The following is a 17,558-nucleotide window of genomic DNA, read 5'->3' as shown; positions in this document are numbered from 1 at the left end:
GAACACCGCGTCCTACCGGATGAGCGTCGACAACCTCGCCGACTGGATCGCCACCCGCGGCTACACCTCCTGACCCGCTACTCGTCCTGACCTCGAACACCGACACGGGCCGCCCCCACCCAGGGGGCGGCCCGATCGTCGGTCACGGGGCGTGCGGCAGGATGGGCGTCATGGCCAAAGACGCATCCCGGCGGTCCTGCCCCTGCGGCACCGGGCTGCCGTACGACGACTGCTGCGGGCCGCTGCACCGGGGCGAGGGTACGGCCCCGACGGCGGAGGCGTTGATGCGGTCCAGGTTCAGCGCCTTCGCCGTCGGCGACCCCGCCTACCTGTTGCGCAGTTGGCACTCCCGCACCCGGCCGGGCGGGCTACGACTCGATCCCGCCCAGCGGTGGACCCGGTTGGAGATCGTGGAACGCACGCGCGGCGGCCTGCTCGACAGCACCGGCACTGTGGCGTTCCGCGCCCACTACCGCGACGCCGGGCAGCCGGGCACCGTGGACGAGCACAGCCGGTTCGTCCGGGAGGACGGCAACTGGGTCTACCTCGACGCGCTGCCGGGCTGATCCCGGCGACGCCGATCGCGCCCGGGCCCGGGAGCCCCGGCGGCGGGCGTCGGCCCCTCGGCAACGGCGCACGTCCGCCGCCGCCCGCTCACCGCCCCGGTGCCGGCTCACGAAACCACCTCCCCCGGCGGGCGGGGCCGCGGCACCGCACCGGACCGCCCCGACACCAGCAACGCGGCGGCGACCAGCAGGTAGGGCCCGGCCGCCGCCGCGAACGCCATCGCGTGCCCGCCCGTCGTGGCGACCAGCGCGTAACCGCCGTAGGCGACGATCATCGCCAGGTCGGTGCCCATCCCGGCGAGCGAGGTAACCGTCGCCCGCCCCGGGCCGGTGATCCGGGCCTGCAACCGGGCGTCGGCGAGCACCGTGGCCAGTTGCAGGGCGCAGAACGCCACGCCGAGCAGCACGAAGCCGCCCGGATGTCGTACGACGGCCCCGCCGGCCAGCGCGACCGCGGCCAGGGCGAGCAGCGCCGCGTACCCCCGGGTGGACAGGCGCTCCACCGTCGGGGCGAGCAGGCCGCCGACGGTCATCCCGAGCCAGACCGGCAGGAGCAGCAGTGGCACCGTGGACGTCGGGACACCGGTGTCCCGGGCCAGCAGCGGGGTGTACTCGTCGAGGATGCCCCAGAGTGCCGTCACCGCCGGGACGAGCAGCACGGCGGCACGTACCCGCCGGTCGGCGCGTGCCTCGGCGAGACCGGTGCGCAGGCTCGCCCACCAGCCCACTTCGGCCTCCGCGCCGTCCGGTGGCCCGGGGACCGGCACGGTCGACGAGCCGGCGGCCGGCGCGGCGGGACGGTGTTCCGGGAACCGGGTGGCCACGGTGGCGGCCAGCACACCGGACAGCACGCTCGCCGCGCCGACCACCGGCCACCCACCGACGGCGAGGACCGGGCCGGCCAGACCGAGCGAGGCGAGCACGCCGAGCACCCCGGCGGTCCGGGCCCGGCCCATCGTGCGGGCGTACCGTCCGGCAGCGCCGAGCCGGTCGAGTTCGGTGTAGACCAACGCCTCGAGGGCGCCGGAGCCGAACGCGCCGGCGGCACCCCAGAGCACGAAGCCGAGCGCGAACGCCCACCACGACGGCACCAGCACCCACAACGTGAAGCAGGCCCCGGTGAGCAGCGGCGCGAGGCAGAGCAGCAGGCGGCGGGAGACGGTGTCGGCCCAGGCCCCGGACGGGACCTCCAGCAGGACAGCCGTCATCGACCAGAGCACGAACAGCCCGGAGATCTGCCCGACGGTGAGGCCGGTGTCGCTGAACAGCAGGACGTACACCGGATAGAGCAGGACAAGGTCGTCGAGGAACAGGTAGCAGTAGAGCGTGGTCGACAGTCGGCGGACACGGGTGTCGGGCACCCGTGTGCAGGTGAGGGTCATCAGGGCCTTTCCACGGGACGGAACGGACGCGGGAGGTACGGCGTCCGCGGCGGCCCGCGGCTTCGGCCTTCAGGGCCGGATCAACATCGCCAGGTCATCCGCCGATGCTAGCCCGTCCCGGCCCTGGGGTGCGGCCCTGCGGGGTGCACACGGCGGCGGGGCGGGACCCTGGTCCGGTCCCGCCCCGCCGCCTGCGCTGTTCAGCCTCGGGGCGTGCCCGGGTCCAGCGGGGGAATGACCATGGTGGCCTCACTGTCGGTGGTGGAGCCGTCCACCGGCCCGGCCTGGCGCGGCACCGCGACGCCTGACGTGTCGGTGACGTCCCGGTCCGCGCCCGGCGCTGCCGGTGGGGTCGGTTCCGGGTCGGCAGGACGGGACACGACCTGGGTCTGCTCCGCCTCGTCGGACCGTGGCAGGACCTGGGTCGCCTCGGCGTCGTCGGGGCGGGTCACCACCTGGGTGCGCTCGGCGTCGTCGTCCAGCGACGTCGGTGGGGTGGGTGTGGCGGCGGTGGGCACCGGCGGGGTGCGCTCGGCCTGCGCGTACGGGCCCAACCGGGCAGCGACGTCCTGCCGGCCCGCCTGGTAGGCACGGGCGTGGGTGGCGATGGTGCGGGACTCCTGCTCGGCACGGGTCAGCCAGGACTCCCAGCGGGCCTGCATGGGACGGATCAGTCCGCCGCCGACCCCGACGACGAGGATTCCGCCGACGGTGGCGAGGACGGCGATCAGCACCGGCGTGGTGACCGCGGTGGCGACACCGATCTGGTTGAGGGCGGCGATCACCCCGAGCCCGAGGATGAACACCGAGGCGATGTTGGCCAGCACCCGGCCGTAGGACAGGCCGCCGAGCGCGCTGCTGATGATGTCCTTGACCGCGTTGGCGATCGCGGCGGCGACCACCACGATGACGATGGCGACGAACGCCCGGGGCAGCCAGGCGATCACCCCGGCGATCAGGTCGGAGATCGGGTTGGGCCCCCAGATGCCGAAGGCGAGTTGGAGGGTCACCAGCAGCACCCCGTAGTAGGCGAGCTTGGCGACGATGTCGCTGGCGTCGTAGCGGGAGCGGGCCAGGGCGGTCTTGATGCCGCCACGCTCGACGGCCCGGTCGAAGTGCACCCGCTCCAGCACCTTGTCGACGATCCTGCGGACGGCCTTCGCGATCAGCCAGCCGGCCACCAGGATCGCCACGAAGGCGACCGCCTTGGGCAGGAACAGCAGCACCGCGCGGAGGGCGTCACCCGCCGCGTCGCCGAAGTTGTCTGTCATCCGTGGTCCTCCACCGTCAGCTCGGTCGACCCCCGAAGCTACCCCCGGCCGGTGCGTTGGAAACTCCGGTCGGACCGGACGGTCAGCCCGACGTGCAGGTGGGCAGCAGTGACACCACCACCGGGCCGGTGGGGGCGGAGGCGTTGCCGGCGTCGTCGACGGCGATCACCTGGACCGGGATCCTGGTGGTCGCCGGGGGCGTCGGCAGGTCGCCGAGGGTGCCCGCGAAGGTGTCCGGGCCGGTCTGGGTCATGGCGACCGTGCGGGTGGCCCCGTCGAGGGTGTAGCGCAACGACACCCGCAGCAGGTCGCCGGCAGCCCCGTCGTCGAGGACCCGGGCGGTGACCGTGGTCGAGGTGGCCACGTCGGGGCAGCCCTTCGGCTCCACCGTGGCCGGGCTGGCGTCCACGGCCGACACCGTCGGCGGGAACACGTCGGGGGGCAGCAGCGGGCTGATCGGCGTGGCCGGTGGTGTGGGACTCGGGGTGCGTACCCGGGTGGTGGCGGCGGTGGCCGACCGGGCCGGGCTGGTGGGCGGTGGGTCCGTCGTGGTCGCCGCCGGGGTGGGGCTGCGGCTCGGCTCCGGCGGCACGACGCTGATGGCCGGGGCGGCGGCGAGCGGCGCGGGGCTGCGGGTGGTGGCGGCGGTCGCTCCCGGCCCGACGGCACCGTCGGCGAGGGTGAACGCCCCGGGCCCGCGGGCGACGTAGCCCAGCCCGACGACGCCGACCAGCAGTGCCGCGGTCAGCCCGACACCGACCAGGGCGTTGCGGGTGCCGCCGCGCCGGGGGCCCGGGTGGGGCCCGGCGGGGTCGACGGCGGCCGGGTCGACGTGCCCGGGGGCACCCTCGGGGAAGGGGAGGCAGGCGGCGAGCAGCGCGACCCGTTGGGCCAGCTGACGCCGCCCCCGTTCCTCCCACTCCCCGCCGTACGAGCGGGCGGCGGTGTGTTCCAGCTCGGTGAGGAAGATCTCGGCGGGCTGGGTCCGGTCGGCGGGGCACCAGGCCAGGCCGTGGCGGAGCAGATCGTGCACCGGGGCGGGGGTCGGGGTGCCGGGGATCGGGGTGGCGCTGTGCTGCGCGCGCAGGGTGGCCAGGTCCCGTCCGTCGTAGGGAGGTCGGCCGGTGAGGCACTCGAAGAAGGTCGCGGTGGCGGCGTAGATGTCACCGGCCGGCTCGGCGGGGGCCCCGGTCCACTGCTCGGGGGCCTGGTAGTGCCGGTTGCCGGTGGGCGGGGTGATGCCGACGTCGGTGAGCGTGGGCCACCCGTCGCGGGTGACGAGCACGTTGTCGGGGCGGTGGTCACCGTGCACCACACCGCGGGCGTGTACAGCGGCGAGCCCGGCGAGGGAGCCCTTGAGGACGCAGAGCGCGGCCTCCGGACCGATGGGGCCGCGCGTGCGCAGCAGCTGACGCAGCGGCACGCCGTTGACCAGCTCCACCACGATCGCCGCGGCGGCGTGCGTCTCGGCGTACTCGAAGAGGCGGCAGACGTGCGGGTCGTCCACCTCGACCAGCAGTCGCGCCTGCTCGCGCAGGGCCATCCGGAAGGCCGGATCGCCGCCGAGGGCCGGGGTCAGGTAGCGGATGGCGACCGGGGTGCCGGTGGCGTCGTGGGTGGCGAGCAGCACCGGGCCGGACGTGCCCGCGCCGAGCTGCCGTACCGGGGTGTAGCCGGACAACCGCCAGTCGCCGGTCACCCGCCGGCCTTTCCGGTCCGCCGGGACTGGTCACAGGTCAGGGCCACACTGATCATTCTTACCCGGCGGGAGCTGCGGTGAATCGGCGCAACGGTTGTTTCCTCGCCTCCGGTCGTCCGGCTGCGAAGATTACTTTCGGTCACCGGGGTGGGGTCGGGGGCTGTCCGCCCGTCGCGGGCGGACGGGCGAACTGCGGGGCGATGTCGGCGATGCGTTGCCGCATCGGCCGCTGCCGCAGCGCGGCCAGCGCCTCGTCGACGAGGCGGCTCAGCGGGTACGCCAGCTCCGCCTCGAACCGGCGGGCGGCGGTGGCGGTGGCGGCGTACTCGGCGTGCAGGACGGGCAGCAGGTGCCGGGCCCGGTCGGTGGGGGTGACGACGCGTTGCCGGGCGTCGACGCCGGGGGTGAGGGTGACCAGCCCGTCGGCCGCCATCCGGGCGACGGTCTGGCTGGCGGCGGAGTGGGTCACCCCGGTCGCCCCGGCCAGGGTACGGATCGACGCCGGCCCGAGGCGGTCCAGCGCGATCAGCACCGGGGTGTAGCGGGGTCGGAAGCCGGGCAGCCCGAGGTCGGCGTAGACGGCGGCGACGTCACCGTCGAGCAGGTCGAGCAGGTGCCGCAGTCGGGTGCCGAGCAGTGCGGGGTCGGACGGTTCGTCGGGCATGCCGTAATGTAACAGCGCTGTTGTATCTCGCGCTCCCGGGGAGGCCACCGATGGACGAGCGGTACCCACCGATCGAGCCCTACGACCAGGGCATGCTCGACGTCGGCGATGGCAACGCGGTCTACTGGGAGGTGTGCGGCAACCCGGCCGGGCGGCCCGCGCTGGTCGTCCACGGTGGACCGGGCTCGGGCTGCGGCCCGTGGGCCCGGCGGTACTTCGACCCCGACCGCTACCGGGTGGTCCTGTTCGACCAGCGCAACTGCGGACGCAGCACCCCGCACGCCGCCGACCCGGCCACCGACCTGCGGCACAACACCACCGCGCACCTGGTCGCCGACATGGAACGGCTGCGCGGGCACCTGGGCGTCGACAGGTGGCTGCTCTACGGCGGCTCGTGGGGCTCGACGCTGCTGCTGGCGTACGCGCAGCGGCACCCGCAGCGGGTGTCGGCGATCGTGATCGGGGCGGTCACCACCACCCGCCGGTCGGAGATCGACTGGCTCTACCGGGGTGTCGGCCGGTACTTCCCCCGCGAGTGGGAACGGTTCCTCGCCGGCGGCGGCGTCGGCCCCGACGACGACGTGGTCGGCGCGTACGCCCGGCTGGTGCAGGACCCGGACCCGGCGGTCCGCGAGCGGGCGGTGCGCGACTGGTGCGCCTGGGAGGACGCGGTGGTCTCCGCCGAGGGGGTGGGCAACCCGTACGGTGACCGCCCGTCGGCCGAGCGGACCGCGATGGTGCGGATCTGCGCGCACTACTTCTCCCAGGGGGCCTGGTTGGCCGAGGGTGAGCTGATCCGGCACGCCGACCGGCTCGCCGGCATCCCGGGGGTGCTGATCCACGGCCGGGTCGACCTGGGCAGCCCGCTGGCGACCGCCTGGGAGCTGCACCGGGCCTGGCCGGGCTCGCGCCTGCACGTGGTCGAGGGGGCGGGGCACTTCGGCACGGCGCAGACCCGGCGGCACCTGCTGGCCGCCCTGGACGACTTCGCCGTCGCCGACTGAGCGGTCGCCCCGGGTCCATCCCCCGACGGCAGGACATTCGGACAGTTCTGCCCGGCACGGCTCGAAGACGGGCAGAATCGATCGATGTCGCCCTCTAGCGCCGACCGCCGGAGTGGCAATATCCTCCATCACACGCGGAGTCACTGGAGCTAGTTTTCGTCGTCAGCGCCGCCGTCGCTCGCCGAGGAGATGCCATGTCCGTCGTACGCCCCGCACTCGACCGTCGTACGCTGCTGCGGGCCGGTCTCGGCGCGGCCACCGTCACGGTCGTCGGGTCCGACCTGGCCCTGCCGGGCGTCGCCGAGGCCGCCCCGGGCGCGGACCTGGACTGGATCATCGACTGCGACGAGTGGGACGCCCGCCCGCCCGCCGACCCGCTGTCGGTCAGCACGATCCCCACCAACAAGATCATCGTGCACCACATGGCCTTCCCGAACGTCACCGACCACTCCCGCGAGCAGGCGGTCACCCTGGCCCACGACTGCCAGGACCTGCACATGGACGGCAACGGCTGGTCCGACACCGGCCAGCACTTCACCGTCAGCCGGGGCGGGTACGTCCTGGAGGGACGGCACGGCAGCCTGGAGCGGCTACGGGCCGGTGACCGGCAGATGGTCTCGGCGCACTGCCCCGGCGAGAACGGCCGGGCCATCGGCATCGAGAACGAGGGCACCTACGTCACCGACACGCCGCCGCAGGCGTTGCTCGACTCCCTGGTCCGGCTCTGCACCACCGTCTGCCGGCAGTACGGCCTGCACGCCCACGACATCTTCGGCCACTGGGACTTCCGCGCCACGCTCTGCCCCGGCGCGCAGTTCTACCGCCTCTTCCCCGGCATCCGCCGGCAGGTCGCGCACCGGCTCGGCACCCGGGCGGGCGAGGCACCGGCCCGCCGCTGGCCCGACCTGTGGCGCTTCGTCAACGCCCCCGGTGTCCAGGTCGCCCAGTACCTGCTGGCCCACCGCGGCTACCCGGTCACCCCGAGCGGCACGTTCGACGCCGCCACCGTCGCCGCGGTCGGCGACTGGCAGGCCCGCAACGGCATCCCGGTCGACGTCGACGCCACCCTGACCGCCCCCACCTGGGAAACCCTCGCGCCCGAACTCGACCGCGACGCCACCGGCCTGCCCGTGCAGGCGGTGCAGTTCATCCTGAACTGGAAGGGCTACGCCGAGGTCACCGTCACCGGCGGTTACGACCCGGCCACCCGCCGCGCCGTGCAGGACCTCCAGGCGCTGCATGGCCTGCCCCGCACCGGCACGGTCTCCACCGAAACCTGGTGCGCCCTGGTCGGCGGCATCGTGCGGCAGTCGCTGCGGCACTGACCACACGCCACACCGGCAGGCTGTTTGGGCGACGGCGGCAGCGGGGAGTGTGGCCGGCATGACGTGGGCCCGCCGCACCGTACCCGTGATCGCCGCCGCCGTAGCCGGCCTCGCCGCCCGGGACGTCCTCCAACGTGACCATGCGCTGCTGCGCAACTTCCCGCTGGTCGGGCGGGCCCGCTACCTGCTGGAGGCGATCGGCCCGGAGCTGCGGCAGTACATCGTCGCCGGCAACGACGAGGAACGCCCGTTCACCCGGGACCAACGGCGGTGGGTCTACGCCTCGGCCAAGCAGGAGAACAACTACTTCGGCTTCGGCACCGACAACGACATCGAACGCAGCCCCGGCTACCCGATCATCAAACACCGCACGTTCGCCCGGACCGTCCCGTCGTCGGTGCCGACCGCCGGGCACGACGTACGGCTGCCGGCGGCCAAGGTGCTCGGCGGGCCACGCGGCCGGGCGAAGGCGTTCCGCCCCGGGTCGGTGGTCAACATCTCCGGGATGAGCTTCGGCTCGCTGTCCGGCAACGCGGTGTCCGCCCTCAACCAGGGGGCGGCGCTGGCCGGCTGCCTGCAGAACACCGGCGAGGGTGGGCTGTCGCCGTACCACCGCCACGGCGGCGAGCTGGTCTTCCAGCTCGGGACGGCGTACTTCGGCTGCCGGGACGCCCGGGGCCGGTTCGACCTCGCCCGGCTGCGCGACCTGGTCGCCGGCGCTCCGGTGCGGGCCCTGGAGATCAAGCTCAGCCAGGGCGCGAAACCCAGCCTGGGCGGGCTGCTGCCCGGGGCGAAGGTGTCCGCCGAGATCGCCGCCACCCGGGGCATCACCCCCGGGCAGGACTGCGTGAGCCCGTCGCGGCACGCCGAGTTCTCCGACTGCGACAGCCTGCTGGACTGGGTGGAGCTGCTGGCCGCCGAGACCGGACTGCCGGTCGGCATCAAGTCCGCCGTCGGCGACCTGGGGTTCTGGGAGGAGCTGACCACGCTGATGCGCGACACCGGGCGGGGCGTCGACTTCGTCACCGTCGACGGCGGCGAGGGCGGCACCGGCGCCGCGCCGCTGATCTTCACCGACTCGGTGTCGCTGCCGTTCCAGCAGGGCTTCGCCCGGGTCTACCGCACCTTCGCCGAGCGGGGACTGCACGAGCAGACCGTCTTCGTCGGCGCGGGCAAGCTCGGCCTGCCGGACAACGCCGTGGTGGCCTTCGCACTCGGCTGCGACCTGGTCAACGTGGGCCGGGAGGCGATGCTGGCGATCGGCTGCATCCAGGCCCAGAAGTGCCACACCGACACCTGTCCCACCGGCGTCGCCACCCAGAACGCCTGGCTGGCCCGAGGGCTGGACCCGGCCCGCAAGTCGGTGCGGGCGGCGAACTACATCGGCACCCTGCGCCGGGATCTGGTCAAGGTCGCCGAGGCGTGCGGGGTGGAGCATCCGGGGCTGATCGACACCGACGCGGTCGAGATCCTCGACGGCCGGACCTCGGCCCGCCCCCTGCGGGAGGTCTACGGCTACCAGCCGCAGTGGGGGTTGCCGTCGGCGGCCGACCGGGCGGAGATCGCCCGGCTGATGGCCGGCGAGGCACCCCGGGGTGGCAGCGCCCTCCCCTCGGCCACCGCCCAGCGCTGACCCGCGACCCGAACCGGGCAGCTCAGCACCATTTTTCGAACATGTGTGCGAACATGGTTCGGTGTCGACCGGAGCCCGCATCCTGCACGCCGACCTGGACGCGTTCTACGCCTCGGTCGAGCAGCGGGACGACCCCCGGCTGCGCGGCCGGCCGGTGATCGTCGGCGGCGGGGTGGTCCTCGCGGCCAGCTACGAGGCGAAGGCGTACGGCGTGCAGAGCGCGATGGGCGGCCGGCAGGCCCGGCGGCTCTGCCCCGGGGCGGTCGTGGTGCCGCCGAGGATGGCCGCGTACACGGCGGCGAGCCGGGCGGTGTTCGCCATCTTCCGGGACACCACCCCCTGGGTGGAGGGGCTCTCCATCGACGAGGCGTTCCTCGACGTGGGGGGCCTGCGCCGGCTCGCCGGATCGCCGGTGCAGATCGCGACCCGGCTGCGTCGGGTGGTGCGCGAGCAGGTCGGGCTGCCCATCACGGTCGGGGTGGCCCGGACGAAGTTCCTCGCCAAGGTCGCCAGCGGGGTGGCCAAGCCGGACGGCCTGTTGGAGGTGCCGCCCGACGGCGAGCTGGCATTCCTGCACCCGCTGCCGGTGGAACGGCTCTGGGGTGTCGGCCCGGTCAGCGCGGCGAAGCTGCGCGCCCGGGGCATCCGGACCGTCGGCCAGGTCGCCCGCCTCGACGTTCCCGCCCTCGAGTCGCTGCTCGGCGTCGGCGCGGGCGGGCACCTGCACGCGCTGGCCCACAACCGCGACCCACGGCCGGTGCAGGTGGGCCGGCGCAGGTCGTCGATGGGCGCGCAGCACGCCCTGGGGGCCGGGCCGCACTCCCCCGCCGACGTCGATGCGACGCTGGCGGGGCTGGTCGACCGGGTGGCCCGCCGGATGCGGGCCGCCGGCCGCACCGGCCGGACGGTGACCCTGCGGCTGCGGTTCGCCGACTACACCTCGGCCACCCGGTCCCGGACGCTGCGCCGGGCCACCGACCGGACGACACCGCTGCTGAACACCGCCCGGTCGCTGCTGCGCGCCGCCCAGCCCGAACTCACCCGACGCGGGGTCACTCTGATCGGGGTGGCGGTGGGCAACCTCGACGACGCCCCGGTGCAGCCCGAACTGCCGTTCGACGCTGACCGGGACATCGAGCTGGACAGCGCCGTCGACGCCGTTCGGGACCGGTTCGGGGCGGCGGCGCTGACCCGGGCCACCCTGCTCGGCCGTCGCCCCGGCCTGGAGATGCCCCGATTGCCCGACTGATCCGTCGGGGCTTCCCCGGCGCCGCCGGCTCGGGCATGCTGGATCGATGGGAGAGGTACTGCCGATGCCCAGCTTCGGTGACCTGTTCACCGACGTACGGAGCGACGAACGGACGATGCGGGTCAGCTACCACCCGGAACGCGGAGCAGTGGTGCTGTCCCTGTGGAGCGGCGTGACGTGTCGGGGTTCGTTCCGGATGGCCCTCGACGACGTGTCCCGGCTGCACGGCCTGCTGGCCGAGATCGGGGCCTCGCTCGCCCCGACCACGGTGCTGCCGGCCGTCCCGCCCGCCGGTGGGCCACCCGGCCCGGTCGACGCCGCCGCCCGGGTCGCACCGAGGTCACCGGTCGTCGACCAGACCGGCGACATCTCGGGCACCACCCACCGGGGCGTGCTGCCGGTCCCCCGGGTCGCCTGACCCCGGAGGCGGCCGTCCCGGGCGCGACCACGGCCCGGCTGCGGGTCGGTCCGCCCACCGCGACCGCCGCTCACCAGGCGCAGGGCGCGTAGTCCTTGAGGAAGCAACCGTAGAGTTCCTCGCCCCGCTCGCCCCGGACGATCGGGTCGTACACCCGGGCGGCCCCGTCGACCAGGTCCAGCGGGGCGTGGAAGCCCTCGTCGGCAAGGCGCATCTTCGTCGGGTGGGGACGCTCGTCGGTGATCCAGCCGGTGTCGACGCTGGTCATCAGGATGCCGTCGGCGCGCATGTCCTCGGCGCTGGTGCGGGTGAGCATGTTCAGCGCCGCCTTGGCCATGTTGGTGTGCGGGTGCCCCGCCCCCTTGTAACCCCGGGCGAACTGCCCCTCCATCGCCGACACGTTCACCACGTACGACCGCCCGGCCGGTGCGGCGGCCAACGCCGGCCGCAGCCGACTGACCAGCACGAACGGGGCCGTGACGTTGCACAGCTGCACCTCGAGCAGCTCGACCGGGTCGACCTCGTGCACCCGCTGCACCCAACTGTTGGTGTCCCCGAGGTCGGGGGCGAGCCCACCGGCGTCGATGGCGGTGGCGGCGGCGATCCGCTCCGGCGTGGCGGACCGGCCGGTCAGCGCCAGCGCGGTGAGGGCATGCGGGGCGATGGCGGCCGCCGGCACGGTCCCGTCCGGCAGCGCCAGGGTGACGCCCCGGCCACCGGTGAAGGTGAGCAGCTCCGGCAGCGGCCCCTCGGGCAGCGCCGCCGACTCGGCGGCGACCAGGTGGGCGTACGCGCCGGGGGTGCGGCGTACCGTCTGCGCGGCGTTGTTGATCAGGATGTCCAGCGGGCCCTGCGCGGCGACCGAGTCGGCCAGCGCCACCACCTGGGCGGGGTCGCGCAGGTCGATGCCGACCACCCGCAGCCGGTGCAGCCAGTCGGCGCTGTCCGGCATGGCGGTGAAGCGGCGGACCGCGTCGTGCGGGAACCGGGTGGTGATCGTGGTGTGCGCGCCGTCGCGCAGCAGGCGCAGCGCGATGTACATGCCGATCTTGGCACGTCCCCCGGTGAGCAGCGCCCGCCGCCCGGTCAGGTCGCACCGTGCGTCGCGGCGCTCCCGGTTGAGGGTGGCGCAGTCGGGGCAGAGCTGGTGGTAGAACGCGTCGACCTGGCGGTAGCGGGTCTTGCAGATGTAGCAGCCGCGCGGGTTGATCAGGGTGCCGGCGGAGTCACCGGCGGTCGGTGAGGCGAGCGGGATGCCCTTGGTCTCGTCGTCGATCCGGCCCGGTGCACCCGTGGCGGTGGCGGCGGTGACCGCGCGGTCGTGGGCCAGGACGCTCTCCCGCCGCTCCTCGCGTCGCCGCTGCTTCACCATCTTGAACAGCCGGGCGGTGGCCCGCTGCACCCGTACCACGTCCGGGTGGTCGCTGGGCAGCGCCTCCAGCGCCGCGAAGACCCGCAGCGCGACCGCCAACTCGTCCTGGTCGACACCCGGGGTGCCGGCGTCGCGCCCCCGGCTGCCGGCGTTGCCCGATTGTCCGACGTTGTCCACCGTCATGTCCGCTATCGTCCCGCCCTGCCATCCGGGGCCGACCGCCGGCCCGACCCGGGAACTCTACGCACCCGGGGCGGACCGGCGCGACGCGCGGGGCTCGGCGTCGGCGGCGAGCTGGGCCACGGCCCCCGTCCGGGGCCGCAGCCGGAGCCCGCCGGTCAGGGCAGCCTGATGCTCCTGGTGTTCGGGAAGCTGTAGGGGCAGGACGCCGAGGACCCGGTGCCGACCACGACATAGCCGGCCGGGATCGGCGAGGCCGAGCAGATGGTGGTGATGCCCGTGGTGGACGGGGTGGTGATGGTCCAGGTGTTGGGGAAGCTGTACGGGCAGGACGCCGACGACCCCTGCGCGATGATCACGAAACCGGACGGCAGGGTGGACGCCTTGCACATCACGCTCGCCGAGCCGGTCGGCGGGATCTTGATGGTCCAGGTGTTGGGGAAGCTGTACGGGCAGGACGCCGACGAGCCCTCGGCCAGGATCACGTAGCCGGTCGGCACGGCGGAGGCCTTGCACATCACGGTGGTCGAGGTGGTGGAGGGCGTGGTGATCGTCCACGTGTTGGGGAAGCTGTACGGGCAGGACGCCGACGAGCCCTCCGCGATGATCACGTAGCCGGCGGGGATCGGCGAGCTCTTGCAGATCGTGGTGGTCGCGGCGCTGGCCGGCGTCGCGACGGCGAGCGTGGCGGCGACCCCCGCGACCAGCACGGCGAGCAGGGCCAGGACGGCACGCAGCGGGGTGGTCGTCCCCGGGCCCCGCCGCCGCAGCAGTGGGCTGATCCGCTCGGTCCAGTTCATGCAGAGGTCCCTTCGTTCAGACGCGTGACTACCGAGGGCATCGTCTCCGGCACGCGCTGTGAGCATAATGGACGGTGTGGCACCCCCGGACAACCCCCGGATCGTCGCGCCCCAGTCGGGAAGCCGACTCGACACCCCGGGTCGCGGCCGTCCGCCGAGACCGGCTCCGACGGGACACTGCCTTGCGTAACCGGTTGGTACGGTATCGGTGACCACGGTCCGCCGTTGACCGAGGCGTCCCGGCCAGGCCGGGCCGGCGTCGGTGACTGTCCCCCGGGGAGGGTGGAATGTGGGCGGATGAGGCTGCCCTGGACGCGGCGACCCGCCGGCTCGACGGGTGGGAGGCATCGTTCACCGACCGGGCGGAGCGGGCGCAGCGCCTCGCCGCACAGGTGCAGACCCTGACCGGCACCGCCCGCAGCCCGGACCGGACCGTCGAGGTCACCGTCGACCCCACCGGTCTGCTGGTCGACCTGCGGCTCGACGAACAGACCCGGCGACACTCCGCAGCCCACACCGCCCGGCAGATCATGGCCACCGCCCACGCCGCGCGCACCGACCTGCTGCGGCAGCTCACCGAGGCCACCACCCGGGTCCTCGGTGCCGACGACCCGACCGCCCAGGCGATCATCGCGTCGCACCGGCAGCGGCTCGACCCCGGCCAGGACACCCCGGATGCTCACCGGTGACGGCATCCGGGTCGATCCGGACGACCTGACCACGCACGCCGCCCACCTCGACCGCTGCGCCGACAGCCTGGACACCGCCCGACAGGCCGGCGACCACGTCCGGCTCGACGCCGATGCGTACGGGCAGCTCTGCGCGATCATGCCGACGCTGCTCGGCGGCCTCCAACGGACCCTGGTCGACGGCGTCGACACCGCCGCCGGATCGGTCCGCGACACCGCCGGCAAGCTCCGCCGCAGCGCCGAGAGCTACCGGGCCGCCGACACCCGCGCCGCCCGACAACTCGACCAGATACGGAACCGTCGGTGACCGGCAACCCGCTGGTCGCCACCGCGTCGGACGCCGGCCCCAGCGCATGGGCCGGGATCTGGATCTGCGAGGACATCGAACTCATCGCCCAGGGCGTCCGCACCGGCAGCTGGATCGACGGCAGCCTCGGCGTGGTCAGCGCCGGCCTGGACGCCCTCGCCCTCGTCTCCGACCCGGTCGGCGCGCTGCTCCAGTACGGCATCGCCTGGCTCATCGAACACGTCAAACCCCTCAGCGAGGCCCTCGACTGGCTCGCCGGTGACCCCGCCCAGATCACCGCCCACGCCCAGACCTGGCGCAACGTCGCCGCCGCCCTACGCGCCGACGCCGTCGAGTTGACCCACGCGGTGCGTACCGAGGTCGCCGGCTGGGGCGGCGACGCCGGCACCGCCTACCGGGCCTGGGCCGCCGGGCAGCACCAGGCGATCACCGGCCTCGCCCGGGGCGCCGACACCCTCGCCGCCGCCACCGAGGGCGCCGCCGGCCTCGTCGCCGCCGTCCGGCTCCTCGTCCGCGACGCCATCGCCGCCTGCGTCTCCCGCCTCATCGTGTACGCGGGCGAACTACTCGCCACCGGCGGACTCGCCACGCCGTGGGTGGTGGAGCAGGTGACCACGCTGGTGGGCTCGTGGGCGGCGCGGATCGCCCGGCTGCTGCGCGGGTTGCTGGCGAGCCTGCGACGGTTGCTGCCGGAACTGCGCCGCCTCGGCGACCTCATCGAGAAACTCAAGCAGGCGCTGGGCCGGCTACGGAACGGCGGTTCCCGTGGGGAAGGGCCGTTGCCAGCAGAGAAGGGAGCAGCCTCTCCAGCACACGGGCATGGCCCTGACTTCGACCCGGGAACCCACAAGGGGCCCCTCGGAGCAGCCTTCCGCCCCGGTGTCGAGGATCCCCGTGGCCTGTTCGACCCGAAAGAACGAGATATCGCCGACCGGGTCGCCGAGCAGGGCGATATGGTGCACCCGAGGGAACGGATAGATGACATTCGTGGAAGCAAGAACCCTGATGCGATGATCCGGTCAAGCCCTACAGACCCCGGCGTGGTGACCGAGTTCAAGACCCTCGACAGGCCCAGCAGCGAGGCGGTCCGCCGCAACATCTTGGCCGCAGGTAAACAGGTCGCACAGACGGACGGAGGCGATCTGATCATTGACGGACGCGCAGTCGGGCTGACCGAGGAGGACGCGCGACGAGGTTTCGCACGAGCGCTCGGGCAGCATCGACAGCATGGAAGCGTCCTGCCTGATCAGGTTCGTATCGTTCTCGGTGACAATCGAATCCTCACCCTCCCTGAATAGCCATTGGTGCGAAAATGTCGACGCTGGAACATGTTTTCATCCACACCCAGGATCCCCCGGAGGTTGCCGCCGCCCGCATCTCGTCCGCAGTCGGCATGAAGATCTCGACCGGCCCCGACAACGGCATCTACCTCAGCCGCCCTGCTCGCGCCGATCCGACCAAGGAGGTGGGAGGTGAGGTCGCCCGCAACTTCCTCGCGTATCCGTCGGACATCCCGGAGGAGCAGTCCCTCCTGGACGGATATGAGATTCTCTGGGACTTCGCGTACACCGGGCGGAACCGCGATGTCCAACTGGAGGAGGCCCGCCGTGCCTTCGAGCAGCTCACCACCGCTCAGTTGTGGCCGGCGGCTCTGGTGGCGGGGCTCGACACCCTTGTCGCAGCCTGGAACCCTGTCCTCGGGCTCACGTGGTTTCCGCCCGACACCTCGCCCGACGCGGATGACTATGCCGCCTGGAGCGGCTACCTCACCCAGCTACGCGCCTGACTTCCGGGAGTTCAGTGGCGACACCCGGCGACCGGCTGAGGACGTCCGCCCCGCTTCCGCCGCCCCGGGTACCACGGCGCTGGGACGGGGGAAGGCGCGATCCCTCGACGCACTGGCGGGCAGCACCGCCGAGGCATCTCGGGTTGCCGATCGGCAATCAGGAGGCCGCCGATGAAGAGAGCGGGCTTCTTCCGAGAACTCGGCCCGGACCCGGTCGAGGTCTACACCGAGAGCATCCGCACCCACCTGGCGCATGAGCCGCTCCCCGACGCCGATCTCGTGATCCTGCGCGACGGACACGGCCTGATCGATGTGATGGGCGCCGAGTTGGACATCCTCGGCAGGGGCCGACACCTGGTCGGCGGTGCTGCCGTGTTGACGGACGGCGAGTGGCTCTGGCGCGACGACCTGCGGTTCTACGTGGCTACCTACCACGTGCGCCTTCCGGAGAGCTTCCTGGCGGCCATCCGGATGAACAGCCATCACGTTCCTGAACTACGGATCAAAGATCTTCAGACGGCAGGGAAGGAAGCGATGCGGATCCTCGGCTACCACCGACCTCTCACCCGTTCAGTCCACTGACCCCAAGATGGGCGACAGGGGACCGTGAGCCCTGTCAGGAACTCGGCCCGTGGACCGGTACGATGCGTTTCATGAGTTCGGAGGCGGTTGGCAGGTACATGCCCGCTGTCGTGACGCTTGACGATCTCACCGCGATGATGGCTGCGGACGAACACCACAGGTACGAGAGCACTCCCGAGGGTGCCCTCTCGATCATGCCGCCGCCGGGATACACCCATGCCGTCATCGCGACCCGCCTCATGGTGTGGCTCGCCCAGGGCGGCATCCCGGCGGACCGGCTTGCCCAGGCGGTGGGGCTACGCATCCCAGGACGGCACGGTGGGGTCGGCGGACGCATCCCGGACCTGGTGGTGTGGAGCAAGGAACAGTCCGATGGCGTCTGGTTGCCGGTGGCCGACGTGCTACTCGTCGTCGAGATCGTCTCACCCGGTTCCGAGGGCGTGGACACCGTCACGAAGCGCAGCGAGTACTCCGCCGCAGGAATCCCCCAGTACTGGATGGTCGACCAGGACCAGGCGCAGACGGTGACGATGCACCATCTGGACGGCGACCGCTACGCCGTGCGGGCCAGCATGCCGCTCGCCTGGGTGCTCAACACCGACCCGGCAGAGCACGACCTCGGCTGACCGCA

The 17,558-nt window shown here is 73.2% G+C and carries 17 protein-coding genes and 1 pseudogene; 12 read left to right on the top strand and 6 right to left on the bottom strand.

Annotation, left to right across the window (positions count from 1 at the left end; genetic code table 11):
- Positions 1-170: 170 nt before the first annotated feature.
- Positions 171-566 (top strand): YchJ family metal-binding protein, encoded by a 396-nt coding sequence (locus AB0C22_RS30485; protein WP_208570799.1) that lies wholly within the window; start codon positions 171-173, stop codon positions 564-566.
- A 107-nt stretch (positions 567-673) separates the two neighbouring features.
- Here AB0C22_RS30485 and AB0C22_RS30480 read toward each other — a convergent pair whose 3' ends face one another.
- The 4 genes and pseudogenes from AB0C22_RS30480 to AB0C22_RS30465 form a co-directional block, all read right to left on the bottom strand.
- On the bottom strand, positions 674-1,948 hold the full coding sequence (locus tag AB0C22_RS30480) for an MFS transporter (RefSeq protein ID WP_357538404.1): 1,275 nt from the start codon (positions 1,946-1,948) through the stop codon (positions 674-676).
- Positions 1,949-2,499: 551 nt separating this feature from the next.
- Positions 2,500-3,219 (bottom strand): annotated as a pseudogene (locus AB0C22_RS30475) (hypothetical protein); the annotation flags it as partial.
- An 82-nt stretch (positions 3,220-3,301) separates the two neighbouring features.
- Entirely contained in the window at positions 3,302-4,918 is a 1,617-nt protein-coding gene (locus AB0C22_RS30470) for a serine/threonine-protein kinase (RefSeq protein WP_219462135.1), read from the bottom strand.
- Positions 4,919-5,057: 139 nt separating this feature from the next.
- The gene (locus AB0C22_RS30465; protein ID WP_219462137.1) at positions 5,058-5,582 is read right to left on the bottom strand and encodes a MarR family transcriptional regulator; all 525 of its coding nucleotides are present in this window, start codon (positions 5,580-5,582) and stop codon (positions 5,058-5,060) included.
- A 50-nt stretch (positions 5,583-5,632) separates the two neighbouring features.
- On the opposite strand from AB0C22_RS30465, the gene pip reads away from it, so the two are divergent.
- The 5 genes from pip to AB0C22_RS30440 all read left to right on the top strand — a co-directional run bounded on the left by pip (position 5,633) and on the right by AB0C22_RS30440 (position 11,211).
- The gene (pip, locus tag AB0C22_RS30460; RefSeq protein ID WP_357538401.1) at positions 5,633-6,586 is read left to right on the top strand and encodes a prolyl aminopeptidase; all 954 of its coding nucleotides are present in this window, start codon (positions 5,633-5,635) and stop codon (positions 6,584-6,586) included.
- 194 nt (positions 6,587-6,780) lie between these two features.
- Complete coding sequence (locus AB0C22_RS30455) at positions 6,781-7,911, top strand: N-acetylmuramoyl-L-alanine amidase (protein ID WP_219462140.1); 1,131 nt, start codon at positions 6,781-6,783, stop codon at positions 7,909-7,911.
- 58 nt (positions 7,912-7,969) lie between these two features.
- Positions 7,970-9,544 carry an FMN-binding glutamate synthase family protein gene (locus AB0C22_RS30450; protein WP_357538399.1) on the top strand — a complete coding sequence of 525 codons (1,575 nt, stop codon included), beginning with the start codon at positions 7,970-7,972 and terminating at the stop codon, positions 9,542-9,544.
- 61 nt (positions 9,545-9,605) lie between these two features.
- The gene (gene dinB, locus AB0C22_RS30445) at positions 9,606-10,793 is read left to right on the top strand and encodes a DNA polymerase IV (RefSeq protein WP_357538397.1); all 1,188 of its coding nucleotides are present in this window, start codon (positions 9,606-9,608) and stop codon (positions 10,791-10,793) included.
- Between the two features lie 46 nt (positions 10,794-10,839).
- The gene (locus AB0C22_RS30440) at positions 10,840-11,211 is read left to right on the top strand and encodes a hypothetical protein (RefSeq protein WP_219462142.1); all 372 of its coding nucleotides are present in this window, start codon (positions 10,840-10,842) and stop codon (positions 11,209-11,211) included.
- Between the two features lie 70 nt (positions 11,212-11,281).
- On the opposite strand, the gene AB0C22_RS30435 is transcribed toward AB0C22_RS30440, so the two are convergent.
- Both AB0C22_RS30435 and AB0C22_RS30430 read right to left on the bottom strand, forming a co-directional pair.
- The gene (locus AB0C22_RS30435; protein WP_357538395.1) at positions 11,282-12,766 is read right to left on the bottom strand and encodes an SDR family NAD(P)-dependent oxidoreductase; all 1,485 of its coding nucleotides are present in this window, start codon (positions 12,764-12,766) and stop codon (positions 11,282-11,284) included.
- Between the two features lie 155 nt (positions 12,767-12,921).
- Positions 12,922-13,563, bottom strand: a complete 642-nt coding sequence (locus tag AB0C22_RS30430; RefSeq protein WP_219462152.1) for a hypothetical protein — start codon at positions 13,561-13,563, stop codon at positions 12,922-12,924.
- A gap of 287 nt (positions 13,564-13,850) precedes the next feature.
- Here AB0C22_RS30430 and AB0C22_RS30425 point away from each other — a divergent pair, with 287 nt between their 5' ends.
- The 6 genes from AB0C22_RS30425 (at position 13,851) to AB0C22_RS30400 (ending at position 17,553) form a co-directional block, all read left to right on the top strand.
- Positions 13,851-14,252, top strand: a complete 402-nt coding sequence (locus AB0C22_RS30425; protein ID WP_219462154.1) for a YbaB/EbfC family nucleoid-associated protein — start codon at positions 13,851-13,853, stop codon at positions 14,250-14,252.
- Positions 14,239-14,559 (top strand): type VII secretion target, encoded by a 321-nt coding sequence (locus AB0C22_RS30420; RefSeq protein ID WP_357538392.1) that lies wholly within the window; start codon positions 14,239-14,241, stop codon positions 14,557-14,559. Before AB0C22_RS30425 ends, AB0C22_RS30420 begins: the two co-directional genes overlap by 14 nt.
- A complete protein-coding gene (locus AB0C22_RS30415; RefSeq protein ID WP_357538390.1) occupies positions 14,556-15,857 on the top strand; it encodes a WXG100 family type VII secretion target in 1,302 nt (433 codons plus the stop codon). The genes AB0C22_RS30420 and AB0C22_RS30415 overlap by 4 nt, the downstream gene beginning before the upstream one ends.
- Positions 15,858-15,871: 14 nt before the next feature.
- Positions 15,872-16,345, top strand: a complete 474-nt coding sequence (locus AB0C22_RS30410; protein ID WP_357538389.1) for a hypothetical protein — start codon at positions 15,872-15,874, stop codon at positions 16,343-16,345.
- A gap of 171 nt (positions 16,346-16,516) precedes the next feature.
- The gene (locus tag AB0C22_RS30405; RefSeq protein ID WP_357538387.1) at positions 16,517-16,927 is read left to right on the top strand and encodes a hypothetical protein; all 411 of its coding nucleotides are present in this window, start codon (positions 16,517-16,519) and stop codon (positions 16,925-16,927) included.
- 71 nt (positions 16,928-16,998) lie between these two features.
- Positions 16,999-17,553: a Uma2 family endonuclease gene (locus tag AB0C22_RS30400; RefSeq protein WP_357538385.1), complete on the top strand. Its 555-nt coding sequence runs from the start codon at positions 16,999-17,001 to the stop codon at positions 17,551-17,553.
- The last annotated feature ends 5 nt before the right edge of the window (positions 17,554-17,558 follow it).

The organism is Micromonospora sp. NPDC048894 (genome assembly GCF_040649765.1).
GTDB classification, from domain to species: Bacteria; Actinomycetota; Actinomycetes; order Mycobacteriales; family Micromonosporaceae; genus Micromonospora; species Micromonospora antibiotica.
Note: the sequence above shows the minus strand (reverse complement) of the source record. Positions and strands in the feature narration are given on the sequence as shown.

What these genes read in the sequence shown, in the direction of transcription:
- AB0C22_RS30420 (WP_357538392.1), top strand. Translation starts at nt 14,239, where the DNA reads ATGCTCACCGGTGACGGCATCCGGGTCGATCCGGACGACCTGACCACG.
- AB0C22_RS30465 (WP_219462137.1), bottom strand. Translation starts at nt 5,582, where the DNA reads ATGCCCGACGAACCGTCCGACCCCGCACTGCTCGGCACCCGACTGCGG.
- AB0C22_RS30440 (WP_219462142.1), top strand. Translation starts at nt 10,840, where the DNA reads ATGGGAGAGGTACTGCCGATGCCCAGCTTCGGTGACCTGTTCACCGAC.
- AB0C22_RS30425 (WP_219462154.1), top strand. Translation starts at nt 13,851, where the DNA reads ATGTGGGCGGATGAGGCTGCCCTGGACGCGGCGACCCGCCGGCTCGAC.
- AB0C22_RS30450 (WP_357538399.1), top strand. Translation starts at nt 7,970, where the DNA reads ATGACGTGGGCCCGCCGCACCGTACCCGTGATCGCCGCCGCCGTAGCC.
- AB0C22_RS30410 (WP_357538389.1), top strand. Translation starts at nt 15,872, where the DNA reads ATGTCGACGCTGGAACATGTTTTCATCCACACCCAGGATCCCCCGGAG.
- AB0C22_RS30480 (WP_357538404.1), bottom strand. Translation starts at nt 1,948, where the DNA reads ATGACCCTCACCTGCACACGGGTGCCCGACACCCGTGTCCGCCGACTG.
- AB0C22_RS30430 (WP_219462152.1), bottom strand. Translation starts at nt 13,563, where the DNA reads ATGAACTGGACCGAGCGGATCAGCCCACTGCTGCGGCGGCGGGGCCCG.
- AB0C22_RS30435 (WP_357538395.1), bottom strand. Translation starts at nt 12,766, where the DNA reads ATGACGGTGGACAACGTCGGACAATCGGGCAACGCCGGCAGCCGGGGG.
- AB0C22_RS30455 (WP_219462140.1), top strand. Translation starts at nt 6,781, where the DNA reads ATGTCCGTCGTACGCCCCGCACTCGACCGTCGTACGCTGCTGCGGGCC.
- AB0C22_RS30400 (WP_357538385.1), top strand. Translation starts at nt 16,999, where the DNA reads ATGAGTTCGGAGGCGGTTGGCAGGTACATGCCCGCTGTCGTGACGCTT.
- pip (WP_357538401.1), top strand. Translation starts at nt 5,633, where the DNA reads ATGGACGAGCGGTACCCACCGATCGAGCCCTACGACCAGGGCATGCTC.
- AB0C22_RS30405 (WP_357538387.1), top strand. Translation starts at nt 16,517, where the DNA reads ATGAAGAGAGCGGGCTTCTTCCGAGAACTCGGCCCGGACCCGGTCGAG.
- AB0C22_RS30485 (WP_208570799.1), top strand. Translation starts at nt 171, where the DNA reads ATGGCCAAAGACGCATCCCGGCGGTCCTGCCCCTGCGGCACCGGGCTG.